Below are 24,133 nucleotides of genomic sequence, written 5' to 3'. Positions count from 1 at the left end.
AAGTCTGGCTTCCCCGGCGGTATGGCAAGTTCGGAGTCGGCCGATAAGCCGGGTCCTGTTCCCCTTGCGGGGCGATTGTCATTCATCTCGGACGGCTGTTACCAGACGCCTCAAGCAACCTACCCGGCAGCACGATCGGGCCGATCTTGGCGCTGCCCTATTTGGTCTTGCTCCGGACGGAGTTCACCTGGCCTGCCGCGTCACCACGACAGCCGGTGGGCTCTTACCCCACCGTTTCACCCTTACCGCCGAGCCGAAGCCCGGAGGCGGTATACTTTCTGTTGCACTTGACGGAGATCGCTCCCCCTGGGAGTTACCCAGCGTCCTGCCCTGCGGAGCCCGGACTTTCCTCTACACGTAGCGACAATCTGGCCAACTCCGAACTTGAAAAACGGCTTTGCAACAACGCATACGTACAAGCCTCCCTTGTCAAATGGGCTTGTGCATATCTCTCCGATAAAACGGAGAGTAAATCATCCCGAAAGGAATCCGATCGCCACCTGCCCCGGCACGTGGCGCCGTGCATCCTTCCAGCGACACGAAACGTTGTCGCAAAGAACCGAACTATGCGTCCGATTCGTCCTGACGCTGCCAGTGAATCAAGCGCTGGCAGTTGGGACAGCTGAGAATCTGCTGACCTTTCTGGAGGTCGTTGTAAATCTGAGGCGGAATCATGATGTGACAACCGTGGCAGACGCCCTGCGTTACAGGCACGATAACCGGATTCTGCATCCGCTCACGAATGAACTCATAACGACCAAGAATCGGCGGCGGAACGACCTTGCACGCTTTCTTGCGCTTGCGGCCAAGAGATTCGAGCTTTTTGTTGGCCTGAGCCAGACGTTCATCGAGCGTGGTCTTCAGGGCATCGTACTGCTCCTGTACGCCGGACATCTCTTCATTGAGAGCTTCAATGGCAGCATTCTGGCGGTCAAATTCTTCCTTGACCGTGATTTTTTCTTCTTCACGATTGCGGTTGAGCTTTTCCAGGGAATCCATTTCACGCATCATGGCGTGATATTCCTTGGTGTTGCTAGCCAGCATCAGCTTGTTTTTGGACTTCTTGATCTTGCCCGCATCTTCTTCAATCTCAATGCCCAGCTTTTTCTTCTGGTCCTTGAGAATGTCGAGACGCTCATCGATCTGAACGCGACGCTCCTTGAACTCATTCATCTGCGCTTCAAGGTCGGCCAACTCCAGCGGTGCCTTTTCGACTTCATCCTTGAGAATAAGGATTTCGTCATCAACCTGCTGCAGGATAATCAGCTGCTCAATCTGTTTTTCGTACATGCTTTACCTCGCTATCTATTTGAAACACCTTCGGGTGATTTCTTTCTTATCCGACCACATGCAGTCGGAATGGATCCTCGCCCTCAAAAAAGCGGACAGTCACGCCGTCCAGGGCGTCTTCCAATTCAGCGGCAAATCGCCGCATCATCTCCTCTTCCAGAGAAAAATGGCCCACATCCGCGACACAAATGGGGGTATCCACCGCCGGATGATACTTCATATCTCCGGTAATAAACACATCGGCACCGGCTCGGGCTGCGGTTTCGATAAGTGACGAACCGGAGCCGCCGCAATAGGCGATCCGTCGCACCGTATCGGGCTGCGGTCCTGAAGCGGCAAACGCATCGCGCTTGACCAGTCCGGCAAGCCGATCGGCAAAGTCATTCCATGTCATGGATTCCGGCAGGTCGCCCACTTCACCGAAGCCGACCTCTCGACGAGGGGCGGTAAGCGGACGAATATAAAACAGGGGCTTTTTGCCAAGAGAAAATTCAATTCCACCGGCTATATCTGGCCATGCGGCCTCATCACAGACGATGCGGACCTCTCCGGTGCGGGACTGGGCAACCGAATGAATGCCGTCATTGTTGGCCCAAATGTCGGCTGTTTCCCGCTCAATGGGTTTTTCCGTGTAAAAGGAAACCTCCATGGGCGCCACGCTGCGCTCGACTTCCAGCAGGCGGGAATTCTGCAGTCCAAGTTCGCTCCCCAGCCAGAATGCCGGGCCACCGGGACGCGTATCCAGCGAGGTGTGCGCGGCATACAGCCAGGCTCCCCGAGTCATCAACTGACGCACAATGCCTGTGAAGCGATCGTTACGCCCCAAGGGGCGCGGCTTCATGTACAGCGGATGGTGGGTGAGCACCACATCGGCACCCCACTCCAGGCACTGCTCAAGCATGGCCGGCGTCGGCTCAAGGCACACGGCAACACGGTCTGTCTCATCAACGGCACCGGCAACCTGCACGCCACAATTGTCCCATGAAGACTGATTCTCCTCAGGGACCAAATCGCCAAAAATCGATAAAATATCCTTAATTTTCATACACTTACACCACTTTACCAGAAAGAGAATGCTCCCGTAGGGTTTCCCCCTCGGGAGCATTAAATTCCTCATCTATATCCCAGCCATCGGCCTTCGCGGGATACTTCAGGATATATGCGTTGAACACGGTTCCTGTATCGTATGAAATCAATCATTCCTCCCGCTTTCGGGGGGATGGTGGGCCAGCCAGGATTCGAACCTGGGACCGACCGGTTATGAGCCGGTGGCTCTGCCAACTGAGCTACTGGCCCGTTGTGTACGAGCGGGAAACAATATCCCTTTATTTATAGTGGTGTCAAGAGGGAGCTATGCTTTAGATGGCACCCTCTACTCCATAACATAACCCACTGTAAGTACGACCGTTATTTTTCACAGGGAATGGCAACTTCTTCCACTTCCATTTCCGTACGAACAGCCTCTATGAAGCGTTGCATCTCACGCCGTTGATGGGGACTGTATCGGAGCTGGAGTATTCCCTTGAACTTATTGGTGACAGTAAAGATGCCCAGATTGTCGTACCCTTCCAGCAAAAAGCGGAAAAGCGCGATACGGGATGGCTCTATACGAATATACATTCGCTCTGACCGTTCCGGGGCCGGAGGGCAGATGCGTTTGCGCGGACGTCTTCTTGAGGTGGATTTCCTGCTGCTCATCACACGACACTACCTCTCCCCCGGCCAATACGCAATGCCCAACAGCTGTTTGCGTTTTCCTTGTTTTGGGCTATGATAAAGCTGACGCTCGAATTCTATCGCACTGGTTCAGGCTGGCATGCGAAGCTATATAAAAGGAGATTCAAATGGTTTACATCGCACAGGATTCCCTGGCGGACTTATTCTTCACATTCACTTGGGAAAGCTCCCACGCGACGCATATCGAAAACTACATGGCAGTCGATGTCAGCTATACGAGAGACATATTACCACTGGGTATCAAAAGCCGTACCCGAGGGCTTGGCGAAGGCGACTCCGTTGCCATGAAAATGGATTCATCCGAAGTTCCGCCTTTCAAGCCGGGCAAGGTGCTGGACATGCCCATTGCCCGCTTTCAGGCTCCCCTCATCAATGGTCGGTATATCAAGCCGCGAATCGGACGCTTTTACCCAAAGCATTTTATCGAATCCGTTCCCGGCACCCGTCCGGACTCGGACACACCCTTTCGTGTGGTCGACTGGGATCGAAGCGGCTTCAAGGCAGACCTGAATCATCCCATGGCCGGACGGGAGGTCACCGTCAAAGCTGCCATCACGAAAATCAAAAAGCACCACGGCGCCGCAGGCAAGCTCAAGCGCTGGCCCGACTCCATCCTGAAAGGCCCCGGCATGCAGGCCCGTTTGCCGGAAACACCCACGGATTTTCTTGGTGCCGAACCCTTCAAGCGTGACGACGAGTCAAGTGATGCCAACTTTTACTCCAAGCCACGCATGGTCCACCACATGGACTCGCGCGCACGACAGAACATCCAGCACGCCTACGCCAACGTACTGGCCGGGGGGATGGATATCCTTGATCTCATGGCCGGACACGAATCACATCTGCCCGAGGGGATAGAGCCCAAATCCGTGACAGGGCTTGGCATGAACAAGAAAGAACTGGAAGCCAACACGTCCCTGACCGATCACCTGATTCATGACCTCAACGAACAGCCGGAAATGCCCTTTGAGAGCAACTCGTTTGATGCGGTTATCTGTACGGCCAGTGTGGAGTACCTGATCAAGCCCCACGCCGTTTTTGAAGAAGTTGCGCGCATACTGCGTCCCGGAGGCGTTTTTGCCGTGGCCTTTTCCAACCGCTGGTTCCCGTCCAAGGTTATCCGCGTCTGGACAGAGCTGCATGAGTTTGAGCGTATGGGGCTGGTCAGCCAGTACATGATTCGTTCAGAACAGTTCGAGGCCATCACCACGTTATCCGAACGCGGCTGGGAGCGCCCGAAGGACAGCGACGATCGCTACGCCGAGGAGCTTCCCGAGAGCGATCCGGTGTATGCCGTATGGTCCAGAAAGAAGCGCGACTAGGCGAGATCGGCTTTTGACAACACGGCAATGAGCCGCTTGAGCATATCCTGATCGTGCGCACTACGCCGACTCTTTATGCGCGTCAGAGCTTCAAAGGGCGTCATTTTTTTGCGTCCCGGTCCGCCCCGGATATAGTTGTCGTATTCATTGCATAAAATCAGCGCACGAGCATAGGCAGGCAACAGGCTTTCGGTCATCCCGCCCGGATAGCCTGTGCCATCCATCTGTTCATGATGAAAAAGGATGCATTGCAGTGTTTCCTGGGGCAACGGCATGCCCGAGCAGACGCCCACACCCAAAGCTGGATGCGAACGGATGAGATCAATTTCGGTCTGGCTCAAGGTTCCCTCGCGGCGCCAGAACAGCTCTTCCGGCAGTTCCAGCTTGCCGATATCATGCAGCATCGCGCCAATACCAACCGACACCAGCAGATCGGAGTCATCCTCGATAAACGTCATGAGCACACTCACGGTGAGGACCATGACATTGATGCCGTGCTCAAACTGCTCGTTGCTCTCGGCAATGAAACGGGACAACTCCTTGAGCGCATCGTCTCGGGCCAAAAATTTCAGTGAGTTATTGATCAGCTTGCGAATGCGCGTAAAGCGTTCCTTATCAAGGGATTGTGGGAGATTACGATCATATGCCGCTTTGGCCAGCGACACCGTGGCATCGTTCCAGGCCCGGGCACGATCCCGAACGGGTATGGAGCTGTCGTCGAGTATATTCAGCAGGTTTTCATGCAAATACTCTGTGTAAAAGGGATAGTCTTCGGATTTTACGTAAAGATGATCAACGTCGAGTTCGGCCAGGCGGTCTTTGTGCTCCTCGGTAAAGAGCTGGCCTTTTTCTGCGTACAGGACAAAGGATTCGCCCTGCCTCAGATACAGGGAAAACCCACCGACCCGGGAAGGGATGACCATATATGGCGAGACACGAAACAACCCTGTTTTCCTGTTGTTTGAGCCTCCCCCGCTCTTCTCGGCGGGAACCGAATTACCCATGCTACTTCCCCTTGGTTGATCCCACTGCGTGGTACTGCCGGCAATCGGCGGTACATCCTTTCATTCACGGCTTTTACAAACGCTCTGCCGCCAGATGCCTTTGAACAATGCTATGTCAGCGCGACTCAATCCAGCAGGCACTGCTGCGCAAGGTAAATACGGTTGTTGTGATCCAGACTCTCGTTTTTCAGATACTCACGAGTCAGCTCGAAATCGATCTCCTCGGTATCCACAAACGCCATGACCACATCGAACTCGACCTCCTCCAGTGTGCGAATGGCATCAATAACCTCATCCACATCCGACATGCCATCAAGGTCGACCGTATCAAGAAATTTGATCACCCTCTGCACAGGGACGACCTTCTCCTTCGGAATAGGCATGGTCAGGCGATGATCCGGCAGCGCCTCCTGAATTTCTGTCAAAATGCGATAATGCAGCAATTCGTCCTCTTTTATGCCACAGACACAGGACACAAACTGCTCATTATTCTTGAATTTTTCTTCCAGCCCGGCATAAAAATCATACGCCTTCTGTTCCACTTCCATGGCCAGATCTATCAACTGGCCCAACGTACAGGAATTACCGCTCATCATACCGCCTTAACAAATGCAATGGAAACGAATGGAAAACAATCACCCGCACTTACAGCGCAGGGTCTCCATCAATTCCTCCCCGATCATTTTCTCGAATGTCTCATTACAGCACTGCCCTGAAGGATTTCTGGCCGCACAGGCGCAGACAGGCTCCCCATCAAGATAATGTGCATAGATTTCTTCCGGGGTGCGCATCCCCTTTCTGCTCACGCAGTAACGCACCATGTCTCGGGTGATTTCATTGCAGTAACAAGCATAGACGGGATCGGCTCCGTCCTTGGTCCAGATGGGCGTTTCCGTCTGTGCTGTCGTGAAATGATGCGAGCCATCCTGCGCGTACCAGGACACCTCGCAATCGGCAGAAAGGCACAACCCGTAAATGCCTTCGGCATCCCCTCGAAATTCCTCGTTCAAATGATATCACACCGTCCCGGCTTTCACGCGCATCCCCTTTGCGCCGCAGGACGGGCAAGGGACATCAACATGCGAAGGAGGACCTCCACAGCCGCACGTGTCGCTTTTGGTGTTCATGGGCAAATCCATCATCGGTTTGGTCATGGCAACTCCGATACACTCTCTTTTTCGTTTACTGAGGCTGTATATAAACAACCATCTGTCATGAATACACAATACGGTCATGGCCCCGGTTGTCAATATTATAACGGATTGGAAAGAGATTATCACTTCCACCTTGAACGGCAACTTTTCAGCATATCCTGCTTGCCTTCGATTCAGGAATGGTTACTCTCCGGTGATGACCAAATCCACAAATAATCATGTCATACATATCGAAGGTGCACGCCACCACAACCTGAAAGATCTGACCCTGGACATCCCCCGCGACCAACTGGTCGTCGTGTGCGGCCCTTCCGGCTCGGGCAAGTCCACGCTGGCATTCGACATCGTCTATGCCGAAGGTCAAAGGCGATATGTAGAGTCCCTTTCCGCCTATGCCCGCCAGTTCCTGCCCCAGATGGACAAGCCGGACGTGGACAAGGTGGAAGGGCTTTCCCCGGCCATTTCCCTTGAGCAGCAGACCGCCACACGCAACCCCCGCTCCACTGTGGGTACCGTAACCGAGGTCTATGACTTTTTGCGTGTGTTTTTCGCGAGATTGGGCAAATTCTATTGCCCCGAATGCGGCAAGCCCATCGAGGCGCAGACCACGGACGCCATTGTCGAGACCATTCTCGCCAAGGATCCGGGCACAAAATTCATGATCCTCGCTCCGCTGGTGGAACATCAGAAGGGGACCCACAAGGACCTGTTCGCCAAACTCCGCAAGGAAGGGTTCGTCCGTGTCCGCATCGGCGGCACCATGTATACCCTTGATGACACTCCCGAGCTGGAGAAGAACAAGAAGCACACCATCGAACTGGTGGTGGACCGCCTCGTGATCAAGGACGGCATCAAGAAACGGCTGGCCGACTCGGTGGAATTGGCACTTGAACTGGGCGAGGAACGGATGATCGTCAGCGTGGTCGGCGGGGAGAATCCCGGCGACACGTTCATGTCCACCCTGTCCACCTGCCCGTCATGCAAGATTTCCATGCCGCGCCTCACCCCGCAGCTTTTCTCCTTCAACTCGCCGCAGGGCGCATGCCAGACATGTAACGGCATCGGCTCCGTAGAATATTTCGAGCCGGACCTCATTTCGCCCAACAAGGGACTGTCCCTCAATGACGGAGGCGTCATCCCATGGAAATCCGCCTATCGTCAGGAGCAATTCGCCCCCCAGCTCAAAAAACTGGGTAAGGAATACGGATTCACGTTGGATACGCCACTCGGAGAGTACTCCGAGAAGGCGTGGAATGCCCTGTTCCACGGGTGTTCCAAGACGCACTGGCAAGGCATTGTGCCCATTCTCGAATACGGACAGCAGCAGTCCGGCGTCTGGGATCACTGGACCGCACGGTTCCAGCAGTCCCGACCGTGTCCGTCGTGCCACGGCGCTCGACTGCGCCCCGAAGCGCTGGCCGTTCGCGTGGCCGACAAGAACATGTTCGAGTTTGTATCCATGTCTATCCAGCGAGCCTTGGACTGGCTCAACGATCTGGAGTTCACCGGCCAGGAGACCCTTATTTCCGAACCGCTGCTCAAGGAGCTGACACACAAGCTTGGCTTCATGGTCAACGTCGGCCTGGAATATCTTTCCCTTGGCCGCAATATGGGCACGCTGTCCGGCGGTGAATCGCAGCGTATCCGTCTGGCATCCCAGCTTGGTTCAGGATTGGTGGGTGTCACCTATGTTCTGGACGAGCCGTCCATCGGGCTGCACCCACGGGACAACGAACGCCTCATCAACACCCTGCGCTCGCTGCAATCCCGCGGCAACACCGTGCTGGTTGTCGAGCACGACGAGCCGACCATTCTTGAAGCGGATCACGTTATCGAGATCGGCCCCAGCTCGGGTTGGCTCGGCGGCGAAATCGTGTTTCAGGGACCGGTCAAGAAGCTGTTGAAGTCCGACACGTTGACCGGCAAATATCTGCGCGGCGACATGTTCATCGCGCCCCCGGAGACCCGGCGCAAGGCCACGGATCACATCACCTTGCGCAAGGTTGAGACCAACAACCTCAAGGACCTTGATGTCGATATACCCCTCGGTTTGATGACCTGCGTCACCGGTGTATCGGGATCAGGAAAATCATCCCTGGTCATGGACTCGCTGTACAAGCACATGCAGCTGTACAACGGCAACAAAGCCAACAATCCCGGTAAAATCGGCGGTATCGACGGGCTGGATAAGGTCGAAAAGGTCATCTCCATCGACCAGACCCCCATCGGCAGAACACCCCGCTCGAACCCGGCCACTTACACCAAGATTTTTGATGAAATCCGTAAAATCTTTTCCGGTTCCAAGGAAGCGCGAACCCGCGGTTACCAGCCGGGACGTTTCTCATTCAACGTCAAGGGCGGACGGTGCGAAGCCTGTAAGGGCGACGGTCAGATTCGGGTGGAGATGCACTTCCTGCCGGACGTTTACGTCACCTGTGAGACTTGCAAGGGCAAGCGGTACAACGCCCAGACCCTTGAGGTGGAATACAAGGGCAAGAACATTGCCGATGTCCTCGACATGACAGTCCGACAGGCGCGGGAATTCTTCGCCAACCACCCGCCGCTCATGCGCAAGCTCGATGTTCTGGCGCAGGTCGGCCTGGAGTACATCCAGCTTGGACAGCCCGCCACCACCCTCTCGGGCGGTGAAGCGCAGCGCATCAAGATATCCCGCGAACTCGGCAAGCGGAACCTACCCGGAGCATTGTACATTCTGGACGAACCGACCACAGGGCTGCACATGCATGAGGTCGGCAAACTGATCCGTGTGCTCCACGCACTGGTGGAAAAGGGAGCCACGGTCATCGTCATTGAACATAATACCGACGTCATCAATGCCTCGGATCATGTCATCGACCTTGGTCCCGGTGGTGGTGAACACGGAGGGCGCATTGTTGCCTCCGGTACACCGGAAGAAATCATAGCCAATCCAGACTCGGCGACCGGCCAGTTCCTGAAATAGTCATGCAACACGAGCAGCAGGGAATGAGAAATCATATCTTGCTGCTCGTGATTCTTTTCAACAGTGCAGCCTCCACCCCACTGCCTTTCTTTGTTTTTCCCCCTCTTTTTTTAGTAGAGTAGAGCGGCCATTATTGATATCCACTATCTCGCCTATCAGTTTCTACAATACTGTATTTTTCATTTTACAAAAACGCCTCACATTGCATAATATGTGATTAAAGATTAGTTACTATTACTAAGGTTGTTGCCTATGCATTTGTCTTTCCTGCCTGTACTGAGCATACTGTGTATCCTTGCCTTTTCTCCCTCCGCCGCAGCTCAAACAAGTGTTTTACGTGTTCCAATATCATCCTATCCACCATGGATAATCACTGAACCCGGCAGTGATGTCACTGGCATTGATATAGACCTGCTCAAATCCCTGTGCAAACGAATGAACCTCAAACTGGAGTTGGTTTCTGTACCGTTTACCCGAGGCTTGCTGATGCTTGAACAGGGCGAACTTGACGCAGGCACCACATTGCAGCGCTCTGCCGACAGGGAGCTGTTTCTCCACTTTGTGGAGCCGCACTACCACCGCGGCAGTGACAAGGCTTTCTATCTCCTGAAACGAAGTCCTATTAGTATTCAACGGTATGAAGATCTTAACGGCCTGCGTATCGGCTACATTACCGGAACCAAGTACTTCGCCCGTTTTGACAACGATCAGCACCTGAACAAAATACCGGCCCACAATCTGCATCAACTTCACAAAATGCTTGCGCAGGGTCGTATTGATACGTTTATCCACGCTACATCCGTGGCGGATTGTGAGCTTCAGAAGTACGGTTGCGCCAAACATGTTCGCCATGCTCAGTACCGCTTCACCGAAGGGTCAGGCGCGCATCTGGCCATATCAAGAGGATCGCCACTCATCAAACGTGCTGAGGAATTCAGCCGACACATCAAGGCCATGGTCGACAGTGGTGAGATTGACGAAATCATGTCGTCCTACAATTGCCAGTACAGGCATGCGGGTTACGTCACCATTCCATAATCTCCAGGTCGACCTTTCACCCCCCCAATCTGTCCATTCACCTATTCCATCTTGCGAATAGCGTCTGCCCAATGCTAATTATTGCGTACGCCTGCAAAAATTCGAGGAGCGCAGATGCTGTTAGGAATAGATGTCGGCGGCACCCACACCGATGCGGTAGCCGTCACGATGAAAAACGGGGGAGAAGTGGCTGCATGGTGCAAAGTCCCCACGCGCCATGACGATCTGCTTTGGTCGGTGACCGAAGCGCTCAAAAACATATTAGGTCAGGTCGACAAAGAGGGGATCACCCAACTCAACCTTTCCACGACACTGTCCACCAATGCCATTGTTCAGGGAAAAACCGAGGATGTGGGTGTCATAGTTTCATCCGGTCCCGGCATTGATCCGCACAACTTCATGCCGTGCAAGGACTATCATGTCATCGACGGGTCCATTGACCATCGAGGCAACGAAGTCCGGGCCATGCCCACTCGCCAGTTGGAAAAGGCCATCGACTCCTGCAAGCAGAACGGGATCAGGGTTTATGCCTGCGTTGGCAAATTTTCCACACGCAACCCCCGCCATGAAAACGCCATTCGCACGGCCGCCTGCCGCAGCAAGGATGACACAGGGTGCGACATGGCCGATTTCGTTACGCTGGGTCACCAACTGGGAGGCGCGCTCAACTTCCCTCGCCGTGTCGCCACCGCCTATTTCAACTGTGCGGTCTGGCGCCTCTACAACGACTTCGCCACAGCAGTGGAGCAGGCACTGGAAGAACTCGGACTCGGCCATATCACCCTGAATATCCTCAAGGCCGACGGCGGCACCATGCCCATGCCCCGGTCACGCACAATGCCCGTCCAATCCATCTTTTCCGGCCCGGCCGCTTCGGTCATGGGCATCATCGGACTGACCGACATCTTTCACGATTCCGTGATTCTCGATATCGGCGGAACCACTACCGACATTGCGATATTTGCCGATGGCGCGCCACTCATCGAGCGCGAAGGCATCACCATCGGTTCCCACCCGACCCTTGTCACCGCCCTCAAGGTGCACTCCATCGGCATTGGCGGGGCTTCCGCCATATCCGTTGTGGGTGACGAAGTACGTGTCGGACCCAATCGCCTTGGTCCTTCGGTCTGTCTTGGCGGCGAGCGGATCACCCTGACCGATGCGCTCAACTACAAGGGCTCATGCAAGGTTGGCGATGTGGAAAAATCCCGACTCGCCGTGGATGAGTACGCCGCAGCCCATTCCCTGACCGGCGAACGGTTGGCCGAAGAAGCCGTGGATTACGCGTCTCTGGCCATTTACGACGCAACCCGCGAGCTACTGGAGAAAATCAATTCCAAGCCGGTGTATACCATCCACGAGCTGGTGGAGGGTAAACGGGTTGTCCCCAAAAAGGTCTACCTGATGGGCGGCCCGGCCAAGGCGTTGAAAAAGGATGTGTTCAAGCGGTTTCAGCTTTCCACGGAAGTGCCGAAGAACTACGGTGTTGCCAATGCCGTTGGCGCGGCCCTGACCCGTCCTACCTGGGAACTGGAGTTATTTGCCGACACCCAGCGTCACACCATGTTCATCCCCTCGCTTTCCTATCGCGAAAATATCCACTCCAGCTACAATCTGGATGACGCCCGCAAGGATGCGGTGAACCAGTTGGTCATGCAGCTCGATTCAATGGGAGTATTTCTTCAGCCCGAAGATGCCCAGATTACCCACGCCTCCAGTTTCAACATGGTCGAAGGCATGAGTCAGGTCGGCAAGAACATCCGCGTGAAATGCCAGGTACGCCCCGGCGTCGTCACTACACTGGGAGACAGATAAGCCATGCTCAAAGCCAAGAACAAACTCGGTATCATTTTCTTCCCGGCATTCGACTGGGCTATCTCCCCCACCCATCCCGAGCGCCAGGAGCGCCTGCTGTACACGCAGGATCAACTGCGCGAGGAAGGGCTGTTCGACATCGAAGGGATAGGCGAATACAAGCCGGACGTCGCGTCCATCGAGGATGTGGAACGTGTGCATTTCTGCTTCCCGGACGTCAACGGTGTGACCACGCGCTCCCACCGCATTTCAGCCGGTGGAGCCATCAAGGCCGCCGATCTTGTCATGACCGGCGAGCGAGACTGCGCCTTCGCCATGGTTCGCCCGCCCGGACACCACGCCATGAAGGTCGTTCACGGCTCACGGGGATTCTGCAACATCAACATCGAAGCGGTGATGATCGAGCACATTCGTGAAAAATACGGCCATCGCAAAATCGCCATTGTCGATACCGACTGCCATCACGGGGACGGCACGCAGGATGTCTACTGGCATGACCCGGACACCCTGTTCATCTCCATGCATCAGGATGGTCGCACACTCTATCCCGGCTCAGGCTTTCCGCAAGAGCTGGGCGGTCCCAACGCGATGGGCAAAAATATCAATATCCCTCTGCCGCCCAACACATCGGACGAAGGATTCATGATGGTCATGGAGCAGGTGGTCAAACCGATCCTCGATGATTTCCAGCCCGATCTGATTATCAACTCCGCGGGACAGGACAACCACTTCACCGATCCGATCACGGACATGAACTTCTCAGCCAAGGGGTACGCGGCTCTCAACGAAATGCTCAAGCCGGATATCGCCGTTCTTGAGGGTGGCTATTCCATTCAGGGAGCATTGCCATACATCAATCTCGGTATCTGCCTGGCCATGGCGGGTGTGGATTACTCCAACATCCGCGAACCGAACTACAACCCGGAGCAGATTCGACAGGACAGCCGGACCACGGAATACATAGCGGAGCTGTGCCGCCAGTTGCCCCGACTCTATTTTGAGCCACCAGCGTTCAACGCCAAAGGGGATTCCCGTCAGGGCGTCATTTCCGGCGACATGTTCATCCGCCACAAACAGATTTACTACGACACCGACGGCATCAACGAGGTGCAACAGGAGTCGCTGACCTTGTGTGATCAGTGCCGTGGATTGTACAAAGTGGAGACCCGCGCCGATTCCGGTCCCATGTGCCTCGGAGTAGAGATTCCCATCGATGCGTGCCCGGATTGCCGGACACGCGGGTATGAACTGGTGGAAGACGGATTGGTCAAGGGGACCTATCGCTACGTGCAGCTCATCAACAGGCTGGACAAGGATTATGTCCGCTACGGGTTTTGAAAAGGGAAGTACAGGCGACAGCGCCCTTGATCTCGATGCCGATTAGCGGCTTCCCTGCCCGTGACTCGGACAGGGAAAATCGAGCAGTGAGCCGAGGGATCAGCTCTCGGCGTCTTCGAATTTGGCGGCAATGACTGCGGCGTCAGCTTCTTCTGCCTTCAATTCAAGACTTTTTGAACTTCCGTGGCAGCTCCACCCTTCCGGTCCATAGGAAACATATCCGGCAGAAAGTGCCCGAGTGTAGGGCATCTGCTCACGCATTTCGGCATGGTCGATGCGATTGGGAAAGATGATAGGAATGGCTGCGCCGGAAAAGTCTTCAAACATGATGTATTTCATTGCTGCCTCCTGGCTGCGTTGCTGTCGTTTTATCAGGGTACGATACGGTGATATAGGCTGTAGATCAACCGTTGCCTGATCAAGCGGGACACTGTACATAACCTCCCAATGAGCAACTACAAAAAAATCGGCGTCTGGCAGACAGCATTTCTCGGGGACACCGTTCTGACCCTACCGCTGCTAAAAGCACTGAAAGATCAGTATCCTGATGCAGAGATTCACTTCTTTGTCAGGGCCGGTGTCGAATCGGTTTTCGAGGGCCAGCCCGAAATCACCCAGGTACACCCGTTTGCCAAGCGCGGTAAGGACAAGTCGCTGCTCGCAGCCTACCGGCTGGGAAAATCCATTGGACAACAAGGATTCGACCTCTGGATTTCCACACACACCTCCCTGCGCTCTGCCATTGTGGCACAGGCTACAGGCATCCAGCGCCGTATCGGGTATGACGCACCGTGGTATAATCGAGTGGCGTACACCGAGACTGTCCCCCGCCGGTTCGACGAACTGGAGGAGATCGAACGCATCCTCCAACTGCTGCGACCCCTTGGTTTTGAAGGGCCAAGCCCCAAGGCGGAACTTGTGCTCCATGAATCTGCCCGAATCGATGCTGACCGTTTCTGGGCAATCCACATCAAAGACCAGCCGGTTTTGGGTATGCATCCCGGTTCTACCTGGCCCACCAAATGTTGGCCTGTAGAATACTTCAGCTCCATCATCGACAAGGCGACTGAGGCCGGTGTCAAAGTTGTCCTCTTCGCCGGACCGGACGAAAAAGAAGTTGCGGAACAGGTTAAAAAGGGCGCAGAACATGGCCCGGATATACTCGATCTGTCCGGCAAACTCTCTCTCCCCCAACTGGCCGCCTATCTCGGGAAACTCGACGCCTACCTCACAAACGACTCCGGCCCCATGCATCTGGCATGGACCCAGGACGTTCCACTGGTTGCCCTCTTCGGCCCGACAGTCAAGGAACTCGGATTTTTCCCCAGAGGAAAGAACGCGACAGTAGCAGAGACACCACTGGATTGTCGTCCCTGCGGGCTCCACGGTCCCCGCACCTGCCCCAAAGGACACCACAATTGCATGCGAGAATTGACTCCTGAAATAGTTTGGAACGAATTGCGTAAGAAACTGAACGTTTAGGAAACTTTGCCCAAAAAAATATTTCGTGTACCATAACCGCAAACCTGCAAACCGGTTTCGGAGGTACTATGCTTTGGGTTCACCCTTTTCTACAGATTTGCGCTACAATCATTGGATTGTATGCAGGCTACCACGGTGTAAAACGCCTGCTGTCACAACACGCTGGTCTCAAAATCCCCTTCAACTGGAAGCAACACGTCACCATTGGTCGAATCGCAATAGGACTCTGGATGCTCGGCATGGCAGGCGGACTGACCGTTGCCCGTTTGAAATGGGAAGTCAACTTTGTCACAGGCGCACACTACAAAATCGCTTTCACCATGCTGCCGCTCATGATCTTCGGGGCTGTATCCGGCTATTACATGGATAAGAACAAGGCAAAACGTACCTTGCTTCCTCTTGCCCATGGTGTCTGCAACCTGCTGCTTGTCGGATTGGCATTGTATCAGATTCGGACAGGGTGGCAGGTCATCAAGGATTTCATTTTGTAGAACCTTGCCTTTCACTGTTCACCGGAGTATTTGATTCCCTCTGCGAGAGGAAAAATGACTGACTCCGAATTCGATATATTTGACGGTGCTCCTGCGCTCGAACCGCTGAACGAGGAAAACGAACCCTGCGTTGGTTGCGGTTGGTGCTGTCTGCGTGACCCATGCTCCGAATCCCACAGGCGGTATGGATACACCAAGCGTTGTCCTGTGCTGGAATGGGACAAAGAGAACAATCGATATATCTGTCGACTGATGTTGGACCCCGAATACGGTGAGGAAGTACGCCGATCCCAGCATGAAGGCCAGGGGTGTTATGCACCGCTCAACCGTTGGCGCGAAGACGTTCGATCGCGCGACGAAGAGTAACTCCCCACACCAAGTACCGCACCTTTGCCATTTGCATGCATTGCCATGCCTGCGCTCACTGCAGATTTATCGCTAGCAGTCCTACTCCCCGAGCAACATATCCTTTCAACTCCCCTTTTTTACAAGCACGACTCATGTGACGATGAGTCATGTCATTTGTTGGCATCCCGGCATGACGCCTCATTACTCGAAGTTGTCCTTCGCACCATTCATTGAGTCCACATAAAAGCGCCACGAGAATCAGTAGTGGTCAGCAAATTACAAGCTTCACTCTCACACTCATTGGTTATTGACTGCCAAATCCGCAACCAGTCGCTCCATACGCCAATAAAAAAGGCCCCGCACAACGCGGGGCCTTGATAGTTCAATTGGCGTGAAGGTAAACGATTTACCAGTCACCACCGAAGGCGTCGCCGCCCAGTCCGAAATCAGGTTCGGGTTCGCCACCGACTTCAGGACCGTCGGCCATGGCTGCGCCATCGGCTGCAGCACCTTCGGCACCGGCGGCACCGGCAACACCGGCGACAACCACACCCTGGCTCTTGACCTTCTCGACTTCAGCCATGAGGTCGTTGAGCTTCTGGGTCATTTCGTTCAGCTTGTTGGTAGCCACGGAAACCTGCTGCTCGCCAGCGGCGTTGGCAGCATCGATGGTTTTTACCTTGGCTTCAAGCGGGCTGATCTTATCAGCCAATGCTTTCTTCTCGTCGTTCAGTTTTTCAACTTCAGCCTTGAGAGTAGCATTTTCTTCCTTGAGAGCAGCCAGAATGTCCAGGACAGCCTGAGCACGGGCAGCTTCTGCAGCAGGAAGCGCTTCGATCTTGACCTGGTTGCCGAGCTTGGCGATATCGCCTTCGGCGTATTTGGTCAGACCGGGTTCTTGTTCGTAGATCCAGGCCTTGGACAGAGCCTGCGCCACGGGAGCGACGTCAGCGTCCAAAGTTTCTGCCTGGGTGATGTAAGCCAGCATATCGAGCTGGGTCTGGTCGGCGGCTTCGCCGCGCAGCACAGACACGAAAGCGTTCATTGGGAAAACCTTAGCTTCAGCCATTTGATGCCTCCTTAACTAAGTAAGCTTCGTTTTGTATGTTCACCCAGGCGACTACTTGTCATCGCCCATGGGGATGCGGCCAATCTTCTTGGCGTAGGACAGAGCCACGGTGCGGTATACCAGGTGTCCAAGCTTGGACCAGGGCAGGTATGCCAGCATCATGAAGACAGTAATCAGGTGCACGTAGTACACGGGGTAGGCGAGCAGAGCCACGCCCATCACGCGGAACAGGAAAGCACCCACACCAGTCAGGAAGATGGTCCAGATCAGTACGATCAGGTACCAGTCATACCAGCTGGAAGACTGTTTGGCTTGGTCCAGATTCACGCGACGCTTGGTCAACGCTACGAGGCCGTAGATACCCAGGCCGGCGCCAACAAAGGCAAGCAGCTTGATTGGGTGATACAGCGGCATCGGGGTATGGCCGATGGCGGAGACAATGTCTCCGAGCCCGGTAATACCCAGCGTACGAAGCAACCAGCCACCCCAGTGACCTGTAGCCACAACACCGGTGACGATCATCAGTGCAACGAAACCGAACATCAGCATGCGGTGTCCACCGGCGCGCTTCTGATCAAGCTCATCGGAGTGATCATCATTGCAGTCGTTGAACTGGCTGTGGTTCAGGATTTCGTGTTTGAAGGTATCGATCAGGCAAGAGCAGAAACAGGGTTCTTCCTTGCGGCCCACGATAAAGGTCTTGGGCTGTGCATCGAATGCTTTGACCATATTCCGGACACCGGCATAGAAGCCCCAGATCATGAATGCAAAGACAACCATGAAGATGGGGTCAATGGTGTAGTCGCCGGGGAAGAGACCACCGAAGATGATGTCTCCGTCAGCAACGGGAACCCAGGAATGATCAAGTGCGTTCCACTCGAAAGTAGGCAGGAAGGAACCAACCTTACCAGCCATGATGACCCAGATGATGCCGTAGATGATGGCCGGGATAGCGGCCAGCGGCAGCAGACCGGCGGAGCTGGACATCAGCTTGCCGATGATCGGCAGCGGAGCCAGGTTCCGGTAGGCCATGTTACGAAGCGCGGACAACAGGTCGCCCGGCTTGGCGCCACGGGGGCACAGATCTGAACAGGTGCCGCAGTTGTGACACAGCCAGATGTCGATATCATTGACCAGGCGGTCCTTCAGACCCCACTGCGCCCAAACCATCTCCTTGCGGGGATAGGGGCCGTCAGCAGGAGACAGCGGACATACCACCGAGCAGGTGGCGCACTGGTAGCATTTCTTAAGGGAGTCGCCGCCTACGGCCTGCAACTCTTTTACGAACTTAAGGTCCGGTTGTACCTTGACGGTATTAGACATGCCGTACCTCCTAGTAACCCTTGAACGGGTTCGGGCCGAAGTTGGTGGTGATGTTATCCACGAAGTCGTCGATCATGGCCGGGACCTGATCGTACATGTCGATGGAAACCTCGTACTGCTCAACGCGCTCAGCTTCGACACCCAGGCGTCCCAGGGACTCAGCGATGTTTTCCTTACGGCGGTTGCACAGTTCGGAACCCTTGACAAAGTGGCACTGGTAATCGTCGCCGTACTTACAGCCGAGCATCATCACGCCGTCGACACCCTTGGACATGGCATCAGCCACCCAGATGGCGTTGACGGAACCGAGACAACGGACCGGCAGGAAGCGGACATACGGAGACCAGGACTTGCCGCGCATGGCAGCCATGTCGAGGGCGGGGTAAGCATCGTTTTCGCAAGCCAGGATGAGGATACGGGGACCGCCTTCATCCAGGGTATCAGGAACTTTGACTTCCTTGATTGCCTGGCTGATCTGCGAAACGCCGTAGTTGGCGAAGGAGATGACGCGTTCCGGACAAGCACCCATGCAGGTACCGCAACGGCGGCAGCGGGTGGGGTTCGGAAGCGGCGTACCCTTCTCGTCATCATCGAGGGCGCCGAACGGACACTCTTCGGTGCAACGCTTACACTGAGTACAACGGTTGAAGTTGAACTCGGGGAAGCTCAGGTCGCCGGAGCGCGGATGTACGGAGACACCGCGGTTGGCGGAATCGATGCACTGGATGGCTTTGAGAGCGGCACCAGCGGCATCTTCTTCGGCCAGACCCAGCCCCATGGGCTGACGGACACAACCTGCAGCGTAAACGCCGGTACGACGGGTCTCGTACGGGAAGCAGATGTAGTTTGAATCCGCGAATCCGTCGAACAGTTCCAGGTCGGGGAATGCCGGACCCTGGCGGTAGACGAAGTTCATGGTCGGATCGGCAGCAGTGGTCGGAACGATGGCGGTCGGAACGACAACCATGTCGGCAACCAGCTCAACATCCTGACCGAGCAAGGTATTCTCGGCGGAGATGATGATCTGAGAACCGGCTTCCTTGACACCGGTAACGGTACCCTTGGTAAGCATTACGCCCGGATCATCCTGAGCTGCCTGATAGTATTTTTCATTGATGCCGGGAACCATCATGTGATCGTAGATCACGTAGGCTACGGCTTCAGGTGCGAGTTCACGCACGTAGTTGGCGTGCTTCAGAGCGACCAGCGAGGTCAGCTCGGAGCTGTAAGCCAGGTGCTTTGCGGACTCTTTATCCTCATACTCGAAGACTTCGCATTCTTCTTCGCCTTCAGCATAGGATTCGTCTTTGGTATCATCGCAAGGCATGTCTTCGGGAGCTTCGCATGCATCGCCACAACCATCGTAACGGATACCCTTCGTAAGGAGGGAGGTATCTACGATGAAAGCAACGGATTCAGGCGTCTTGCCGTCAGCGGTCTTGATAGCACCACCGGCAGCCATTTTCTCGAATTCAGCGGTTGTGACAACGTTTTTGATCTTGCCGTACCCCAGCGGAGCCAGGAACTTGGACTTGCCAGGAACCCAACCGGTGGCCATGACGACAGCGCCGATTTCGTATTCGGTGCCGGAGACAGTGGCCTTGTACCGGGCCGGAGCACCAGCGAGAGACTCGAGGGTGGAACCGGTAAGTACGGTGATCTTGCTATTGGCTTCAACGTCCTTGATCAGGGCGTCGATGCCGATTTCCTGCTCGCGATCGCTGAAAGGAGCGCCGAGCGGGAAGGATTTGTACATGGTGGCTGCTTTACCGCCCAGGTTCTCATCCTTCTCTACGAGCAGGACTTCGTACCCCAGAGCAGCTGCGTTCAGGGCAGCCTTCATGCCGGTGAAACCGCCGCCAAGAACCAGAACGGTCTTGTACACTTCGGGCAATTCCGGCGTGGGGATGTTGCTGTTGTGCAGCTTGCTGATCCCCATGTTGGTGTAGTCCTTGGCGATGACTTCCATCTGGCCAGGGAACTGCTTGTCTTCCTGGTAGGACCATACGCACTGCTCGCGCAGGCTGACGCGTTCTACCTGGATCTCATCACCGAACTTGAATACGTCCCATTTGGCACGGGGCGTACAGGCGCAGCAAACCACGCCATCAAGCTCATTCTCGGCGATGTCGGCCTCGATCATGGCTTTTCCTTCCGGGCTACAAAGAACCGGGTTGGATTTGGCCACGGTCACGTAGGAGGAATGCTTGCCATTGGCTGCAAATTCGGCCAGGGCATCGACATCGATATTATCACCGATATCGCAACCTCCACAGATATATACTCCAAGCTTTTCAGCCATTGGTTACCTCCCTACCACGGATTGGATCGCTTTCATCGCGGCAGCGGTGCCGGACTGGGCGGTCTTCATGACGTCAAGGGGCTGCTTGGCGCAACCGGCAGCGAAGATGCCTTCACCATCAATCACGAAACCGTCGGCATCGATGGTTCCAGCCGGAGCCTGAAGGCCAGCGATGCTGGGCTCCATGCCGGTGGCAAGAACGACCATGTCAAACTTGTCTTCGCGCTTGATGCTGGTGAGTGCGTCCTCGACGGTGACAACAGGGCTGCCGTCGGCGTCTTCGACGATTCCGGCAACCTTACCTTTGACCAAGCTGAGCTTGTCATCAGCTTCGGTAATGGATTTGAACTTGTCATAGCGGCCGGGGGTACGCAGATCGATGTAAAATACGGTGACTTCAGCATCGGAGCGTTCGCGAATGTAGCGGACATGCTTCAGGGAAGCCATGCAGCAGATGTAGGAACAGTAGTTCAGGTGGTTCTGGTCACGAGAACCGGCACACTGAACGAAAGCTATCTTCTTGGGTTCTGCACCATCGGAAGGACGAACGATCTTGCCGCCGGTCGGACCGTTAGGCGCTGCCAAGCGTTCCAGCTGAGCATTGGAGATAACGTTCTTGATCTGTCCACCACCCAAGTTGGTCAGGTTGGACATGTCATAGCTTTTCCAGCCGGTGGCGACGACGATTGCGCCCACAGCCAGATCGATGGTCTTGGATGTCTCATCCAAATCTACTGCATCATACGGACAGGCGTTTTTGATGGCAGCCAGTTCGCCATCGGATGCATTTTCTGCATCCACCACGTAGCGCATGGGGAACATGAAAGGATGGGTCTTGTAAGCCAGACCGCGCTTACCAACACCGTAGTCGAATTCAGATGCGACCTGGGTGGAGGTGGCTTTTTCACATTCACCGCAGGCGGTACATTTTTCGTTCACAAAGCGAGGACGCTGAGTGACTTTTACGTCGTAGTTGCCGACAGAGCCGGAAACGGATTCGACGCTGGCCATGGTGATGACCTTGACGTTGGGGTTGTTTTTTATGCGCTGGAACTGAATCTCCAGACCACAGGACGGCGGACACAGCTTGGGGAAATACTGATTCAGCTGTGCGACCCTGCCCCCGAGGTAGGGATTCGTTTCAACGATGTACACCTCGTAGCCCAGTTCGGCAGCTTCGAGGGCGGCGGTGATCCCTGCGAATCCCCCACCTACAACGAGAATACTATTATTCGACATTCTCTTCACTCCTCCCGAATAAAGTTGAGGATAAGCCAAAAAATGGCCTAAACCCGGACCGGGGGTATATCATCCCGGCCCGGATTCAGACCATTTCCCCGGCATGTTGGGAAGTGACCGCGGGCCCGGGGGGCCCGCGGTCACGGGATGATCAGTTACCTGCGAACTTATGCGTCAGGGATGATCTTGACGTAAGGCTTCTTGAAGACAGTGGTGACGCCGGTTTCAACGTCGTACTTGGAGTTAACGAAGCACTTCCACTTGGAATCGTCGAGGCCCATGAAGTCGCCGCGGTAGTAGAAGCCCGGGTAACGGGATTCTTCGCGGAACTCGATGTGCTGCATGTGCAGACGGACGGTCCAGAGGCGGTGGAACTGTTCCCAGCAGCGCATCAGTTCGTGGAGGTCACGAGCTGCGAGCTTCTGAGAGTCTTCCTCGATCATGCCGAGCAGCCAGAAGCCGGTGTTCAGCAGAGCCTTGGAGGTCATGTACAGGGTACCAACACCACCACCGTATTCATCGGTGCACTTGATGAGGCGCATCATGAAGTTGTGAGGAGTGATGTAAGCCGGGTTGACAACAGGATCGGTGGAACCGCCCTTGTTCTCTTCGTAGGTGTACCAGGGCTGGTAGAGTTCCTGCTTCAGTTCTTCAGCAGTCTCTTTCAGGGTCGGGGTGAAGTCCTTGTGGTCGACAACCCAACGGACCATCTGCTTACCGACGATGCGGCCTTCAGCGTGGGAACCGGAGGAGAACTTGTGACCGGAGGCGCCAACACCATCAGCACAGGTCCAGAGGCCGTTGACGGTGGTCATACGGTTGTAGACCTTACCGTTGTCAGCTTTAACCTTGTAGGATTCGGGGACCCATTCTTCGTCCGGACCGGAAACCCAGATACCACAGCAACCGGAGTGGGAACCCAGGAGGTACGGCTCAGTAGGCATGATCTCGGAACCGCGATCCTCAGGTGCGCAGTTGGTGGCAGCCCAGAGGTTGGCCTGACCGACACACATGTCGAGGAAGTCTTCCCAAGCCTCGGACTCGAGGTGCTTCCACTCGGGACCGGTGAGGTCGCCGTTGACGGTGTTCAGCAGAGCGGTTTTGGTGTCCATGAAGATCGGGCCGCGGCCTTCACGCATTTCACGGAGCATCATGTGGTTACGCAGGCAGGTGGGGATGATGTGACCCTTGGCGTAGCCGCGATCCTCGTAAGGCTTCAGCATAGCGCGGTTGGTCTCACAGTAGTCTTCACCTTTGTAGTTGGTAGCTTTGGCCTTGAAGAGGAGGAACCAAGCGCCGACCGGACCGTAACCATCTTTGAAACGGGCGGGGACGAAGCGGTTTTCCATCATGGTCATTTCGCCGCCAACCTGGGCAACCATGGTGTAGGTGGAACCAGCGTTCCATACGGGGTACCAAGCACGACCCATACCCTCACCAGTGGAGCGGGGACGGTAAACGTTAACGGCACCACCACAAGCAACGGTAGCAGCGTTGCACTTGTAGATGTAGATCTTGTTTTCGCGGGTGGAGAAACCAACAGCACCAGCGATGCGGTTGGGCTCATTGGCGTCGAGGAGCATCTTAACGATGAACACGCGCTCAACGTAGCGATCTTCACCAATGGCGTTCTTAGCAGCTTCAGCAACGATGCACTTGTAGGACTCACCGTTGATCATGATCTGCCAGCGACCGGAACGAACCGGCTCGGCGCCATTGCGGATTGCGAGGCCTTCAGCTTTAGCCTTGCCACCGTCGAGGTTCTTGCCGTCTTTCTTGACCCAGATGGGGAGACCCCATTCTTCGAAAAGATGGACGGAATCATCAACGTGACGGCCGAGGTCGAAGATCAAGTCTTCGCGGACGATGCCCATGAGGTCGGTACGGACCATGCGGACGTAATCGTCAACGTCGTTCTCACCGCAGTAGGTGTTAATAGCGGACAGACCCTGGGCAACAGCGCCACCACGTTCGATAGCGGCTTTGTCAACCAGCTCGAGGGTGATGGAAGGATCAACTTTTTCGATCCAGCGCATGGCTTCGAATGCAGCGCCGCAGTTACCCATACCGCCACCGACCATCAGAATATCAACGGATTTTTCGACGATTTCCGGCTCGGCGAGAGCAACACCCTTGGAAGCTTCTTTACTGGGAAGCAGAGGCATAATATTTCTCCTAAGATTTTACGTGATCTAAGTAGTCTAATCAGACAAAGGTTA

At 55.1% G+C, this 24,133-nt stretch carries 22 protein-coding genes, 1 tRNA gene and 1 other RNA gene; 8 read left to right on the top strand and 16 right to left on the bottom strand.

The annotated features are described in order from the left end of the window. Window positions 1-28: 28 nt before the first annotated feature. The 6 genes from rnpB to DPRO_RS11830 form a co-directional block, all read right to left on the bottom strand. An RNA gene (gene rnpB, locus DPRO_RS11850) (RNase P RNA component class A) lies at window positions 29-380 on the bottom strand. Between the two features lie 184 nt (window positions 381-564). Continuing rightward, a complete protein-coding gene (locus tag DPRO_RS11845; protein ID WP_097012226.1) occupies window positions 565-1,290 on the bottom strand; it encodes a zinc ribbon domain-containing protein in 726 nt (241 codons plus the stop codon). A 46-nt stretch (window positions 1,291-1,336) separates the two neighbouring features. Continuing rightward, on the bottom strand, window positions 1,337-2,335 hold the full coding sequence (locus DPRO_RS11840; RefSeq protein WP_097012225.1) for a Nif3-like dinuclear metal center hexameric protein: 999 nt from the start codon (window positions 2,333-2,335) through the stop codon (window positions 1,337-1,339). A 4-nt stretch (window positions 2,336-2,339) separates the two neighbouring features. Further along, the gene (locus DPRO_RS20050) at window positions 2,340-2,486 is read right to left on the bottom strand and encodes a hypothetical protein (protein WP_157917460.1); all 147 of its coding nucleotides are present in this window, start codon (window positions 2,484-2,486) and stop codon (window positions 2,340-2,342) included. A 24-nt stretch (window positions 2,487-2,510) separates the two neighbouring features. Then, window positions 2,511-2,586: transfer RNA gene (locus tag DPRO_RS11835), tRNA-Ile, on the bottom strand. A 111-nt stretch (window positions 2,587-2,697) separates the two neighbouring features. Beyond that, window positions 2,698-2,988 carry a DUF4911 domain-containing protein gene (locus tag DPRO_RS11830; protein WP_097012224.1) on the bottom strand — a complete coding sequence of 97 codons (291 nt, stop codon included), beginning with the start codon at window positions 2,986-2,988 and terminating at the stop codon, window positions 2,698-2,700. 146 nt (window positions 2,989-3,134) lie between these two features. On the opposite strand from DPRO_RS11830, the gene DPRO_RS11825 reads away from it, so the two are divergent. Continuing rightward, complete coding sequence (locus DPRO_RS11825; RefSeq protein WP_097012223.1) at window positions 3,135-4,349, top strand: class I SAM-dependent methyltransferase; 1,215 nt, start codon at window positions 3,135-3,137, stop codon at window positions 4,347-4,349. Here the strand turns inward: DPRO_RS11825 and DPRO_RS11820 are convergent. The 4 genes from DPRO_RS11820 to DPRO_RS20045 form a co-directional block, all read right to left on the bottom strand. Then, window positions 4,346-5,353, bottom strand: a complete 1,008-nt coding sequence (locus tag DPRO_RS11820) for an HD-GYP domain-containing protein (RefSeq protein WP_097012222.1) — start codon at window positions 5,351-5,353, stop codon at window positions 4,346-4,348. The two genes, DPRO_RS11825 and DPRO_RS11820, sit on opposite strands and share 4 nt — an antisense overlap. Before the next feature lie 125 nt (window positions 5,354-5,478). Next, on the bottom strand, window positions 5,479-5,949 hold the full coding sequence (locus tag DPRO_RS11815) for a ferritin family protein (protein WP_162291177.1): 471 nt from the start codon (window positions 5,947-5,949) through the stop codon (window positions 5,479-5,481). Between the two features lie 39 nt (window positions 5,950-5,988). Continuing rightward, window positions 5,989-6,363 carry a bacterioferritin-associated ferredoxin gene (locus DPRO_RS11810; protein WP_097012220.1) on the bottom strand — a complete coding sequence of 125 codons (375 nt, stop codon included), beginning with the start codon at window positions 6,361-6,363 and terminating at the stop codon, window positions 5,989-5,991. Between the two features lie 6 nt (window positions 6,364-6,369). Then, window positions 6,370-6,507: a hypothetical protein gene (locus DPRO_RS20045; protein ID WP_157917459.1), complete on the bottom strand. Its 138-nt coding sequence runs from the start codon at window positions 6,505-6,507 to the stop codon at window positions 6,370-6,372. A 196-nt stretch (window positions 6,508-6,703) separates the two neighbouring features. On the opposite strand from DPRO_RS20045, the gene uvrA reads away from it, so the two are divergent. The 4 genes from uvrA to DPRO_RS11790 all read left to right on the top strand — a co-directional run bounded on the left by uvrA (window position 6,704) and on the right by DPRO_RS11790 (window position 13,660). Continuing rightward, window positions 6,704-9,469 carry an excinuclease ABC subunit UvrA gene (gene uvrA, locus DPRO_RS11805; RefSeq protein WP_097013736.1) on the top strand — a complete coding sequence of 922 codons (2,766 nt, stop codon included), beginning with the start codon at window positions 6,704-6,706 and terminating at the stop codon, window positions 9,467-9,469. A 252-nt stretch (window positions 9,470-9,721) separates the two neighbouring features. Next, a complete protein-coding gene (locus DPRO_RS11800) occupies window positions 9,722-10,507 on the top strand; it encodes a substrate-binding periplasmic protein (protein ID WP_097012219.1) in 786 nt (261 codons plus the stop codon). Between the two features lie 114 nt (window positions 10,508-10,621). Further along, complete coding sequence (locus DPRO_RS11795; RefSeq protein WP_097012218.1) at window positions 10,622-12,322, top strand: hydantoinase/oxoprolinase family protein; 1,701 nt, start codon at window positions 10,622-10,624, stop codon at window positions 12,320-12,322. 3 nt (window positions 12,323-12,325) lie between these two features. Continuing rightward, window positions 12,326-13,660 (top strand): histone deacetylase family protein, encoded by a 1,335-nt coding sequence (locus DPRO_RS11790; protein ID WP_097012217.1) that lies wholly within the window; start codon window positions 12,326-12,328, stop codon window positions 13,658-13,660. A 99-nt stretch (window positions 13,661-13,759) separates the two neighbouring features. Here DPRO_RS11790 and DPRO_RS11785 read toward each other — a convergent pair whose 3' ends face one another. Further along, the gene (locus tag DPRO_RS11785; protein WP_097012216.1) at window positions 13,760-13,999 is read right to left on the bottom strand and encodes a hypothetical protein; all 240 of its coding nucleotides are present in this window, start codon (window positions 13,997-13,999) and stop codon (window positions 13,760-13,762) included. 108 nt (window positions 14,000-14,107) lie between these two features. On the opposite strand from DPRO_RS11785, the gene waaF reads away from it, so the two are divergent. The 3 genes from waaF (at window position 14,108) to DPRO_RS11770 (ending at window position 15,999) form a co-directional block, all read left to right on the top strand. Beyond that, entirely contained in the window at window positions 14,108-15,142 is a 1,035-nt protein-coding gene (gene waaF, locus DPRO_RS11780) for a lipopolysaccharide heptosyltransferase II (RefSeq protein ID WP_097012215.1), read from the top strand. A gap of 68 nt (window positions 15,143-15,210) precedes the next feature. After that, window positions 15,211-15,633 carry a DUF4079 family protein gene (locus DPRO_RS11775; protein WP_097012214.1) on the top strand — a complete coding sequence of 141 codons (423 nt, stop codon included), beginning with the start codon at window positions 15,211-15,213 and terminating at the stop codon, window positions 15,631-15,633. A 54-nt stretch (window positions 15,634-15,687) separates the two neighbouring features. After that, window positions 15,688-15,999 (top strand): hypothetical protein, encoded by a 312-nt coding sequence (locus DPRO_RS11770; protein WP_322788572.1) that lies wholly within the window; start codon window positions 15,688-15,690, stop codon window positions 15,997-15,999. A gap of 388 nt (window positions 16,000-16,387) precedes the next feature. On the opposite strand, the gene DPRO_RS11765 is transcribed toward DPRO_RS11770, so the two are convergent. The 5 genes from DPRO_RS11765 to aprA all read right to left on the bottom strand — a co-directional run bounded on the left by DPRO_RS11765 (window position 16,388) and on the right by aprA (window position 24,079). Next, the gene (locus tag DPRO_RS11765) at window positions 16,388-17,050 is read right to left on the bottom strand and encodes a kinetochore Spc7 family protein (protein ID WP_097012213.1); all 663 of its coding nucleotides are present in this window, start codon (window positions 17,048-17,050) and stop codon (window positions 16,388-16,390) included. Window positions 17,051-17,101: 51 nt separating this feature from the next. Next, window positions 17,102-18,373, bottom strand: coding sequence for a quinone-interacting membrane-bound oxidoreductase complex subunit QmoC (gene qmoC / locus DPRO_RS11760; RefSeq protein ID WP_097012212.1), 1,272 nt, complete (start codon window positions 18,371-18,373; stop codon window positions 17,102-17,104). Window positions 18,374-18,383: 10 nt separating this feature from the next. Further along, a complete protein-coding gene (locus tag DPRO_RS11755) occupies window positions 18,384-20,675 on the bottom strand; it encodes a hydrogenase iron-sulfur subunit (RefSeq protein ID WP_097012211.1) in 2,292 nt (763 codons plus the stop codon). Window positions 20,676-20,678: 3 nt separating this feature from the next. After that, window positions 20,679-21,923 carry a CoB--CoM heterodisulfide reductase iron-sulfur subunit A family protein gene (locus DPRO_RS11750; protein WP_269459698.1) on the bottom strand — a complete coding sequence of 415 codons (1,245 nt, stop codon included), beginning with the start codon at window positions 21,921-21,923 and terminating at the stop codon, window positions 20,679-20,681. A gap of 158 nt (window positions 21,924-22,081) precedes the next feature. Continuing rightward, window positions 22,082-24,079 carry an adenylyl-sulfate reductase subunit alpha gene (gene aprA, locus DPRO_RS11745; protein WP_097012209.1) on the bottom strand — a complete coding sequence of 666 codons (1,998 nt, stop codon included), beginning with the start codon at window positions 24,077-24,079 and terminating at the stop codon, window positions 22,082-22,084. Window positions 24,080-24,133 lie beyond the last annotated feature (54 nt).

This window comes from Pseudodesulfovibrio profundus, assembly GCF_900217235.1.
Classification (GTDB): Bacteria; Desulfobacterota; Desulfovibrionia; order Desulfovibrionales; family Desulfovibrionaceae; genus Pseudodesulfovibrio; species Pseudodesulfovibrio profundus.
The sequence above is the reverse complement of the archived record's forward strand: the minus strand, read 5'-3'. Positions and strand labels throughout refer to the sequence as shown.

What these genes read in the sequence shown, in the direction of transcription:
- DPRO_RS11845 (WP_097012226.1), bottom strand. Translation starts at nt 1,290, where the DNA reads ATGTACGAAAAACAGATTGAGCAGCTGATTATCCTGCAGCAGGTTGAT.
- DPRO_RS11840 (WP_097012225.1), bottom strand. Translation starts at nt 2,335, where the DNA reads ATGAAAATTAAGGATATTTTATCGATTTTTGGCGATTTGGTCCCTGAG.
- DPRO_RS11830 (WP_097012224.1), bottom strand. Translation starts at nt 2,988, where the DNA reads ATGAGCAGCAGGAAATCCACCTCAAGAAGACGTCCGCGCAAACGCATC.
- DPRO_RS11825 (WP_097012223.1), top strand. Translation starts at nt 3,135, where the DNA reads ATGGTTTACATCGCACAGGATTCCCTGGCGGACTTATTCTTCACATTC.
- DPRO_RS11820 (WP_097012222.1), bottom strand. Translation starts at nt 5,353, where the DNA reads ATGGGTAATTCGGTTCCCGCCGAGAAGAGCGGGGGAGGCTCAAACAAC.
- DPRO_RS11815 (WP_162291177.1), bottom strand. Translation starts at nt 5,949, where the DNA reads ATGATGAGCGGTAATTCCTGTACGTTGGGCCAGTTGATAGATCTGGCC.
- DPRO_RS20045 (WP_157917459.1), bottom strand. Translation starts at nt 6,507, where the DNA reads ATGACCAAACCGATGATGGATTTGCCCATGAACACCAAAAGCGACACG.
- uvrA (WP_097013736.1), top strand. Translation starts at nt 6,704, where the DNA reads ATGACCAAATCCACAAATAATCATGTCATACATATCGAAGGTGCACGC.
- DPRO_RS11800 (WP_097012219.1), top strand. Translation starts at nt 9,722, where the DNA reads ATGCATTTGTCTTTCCTGCCTGTACTGAGCATACTGTGTATCCTTGCC.
- DPRO_RS11795 (WP_097012218.1), top strand. Translation starts at nt 10,622, where the DNA reads ATGCTGTTAGGAATAGATGTCGGCGGCACCCACACCGATGCGGTAGCC.
- DPRO_RS11790 (WP_097012217.1), top strand. Translation starts at nt 12,326, where the DNA reads ATGCTCAAAGCCAAGAACAAACTCGGTATCATTTTCTTCCCGGCATTC.
- DPRO_RS11785 (WP_097012216.1), bottom strand. Translation starts at nt 13,999, where the DNA reads ATGAAATACATCATGTTTGAAGACTTTTCCGGCGCAGCCATTCCTATC.
- waaF (WP_097012215.1), top strand. Translation starts at nt 14,108, where the DNA reads ATGAGCAACTACAAAAAAATCGGCGTCTGGCAGACAGCATTTCTCGGG.
- DPRO_RS11775 (WP_097012214.1), top strand. Translation starts at nt 15,211, where the DNA reads ATGCTTTGGGTTCACCCTTTTCTACAGATTTGCGCTACAATCATTGGA.
- DPRO_RS11770 (WP_322788572.1), top strand. Translation starts at nt 15,688, where the DNA reads ATGACTGACTCCGAATTCGATATATTTGACGGTGCTCCTGCGCTCGAA.
- DPRO_RS11765 (WP_097012213.1), bottom strand. Translation starts at nt 17,050, where the DNA reads ATGGCTGAAGCTAAGGTTTTCCCAATGAACGCTTTCGTGTCTGTGCTG.
- qmoC (WP_097012212.1), bottom strand. Translation starts at nt 18,373, where the DNA reads ATGTCTAATACCGTCAAGGTACAACCGGACCTTAAGTTCGTAAAAGAG.
- DPRO_RS11755 (WP_097012211.1), bottom strand. Translation starts at nt 20,675, where the DNA reads ATGGCTGAAAAGCTTGGAGTATATATCTGTGGAGGTTGCGATATCGGT.
- aprA (WP_097012209.1), bottom strand. Translation starts at nt 24,079, where the DNA reads ATGCCTCTGCTTCCCAGTAAAGAAGCTTCCAAGGGTGTTGCTCTCGCC.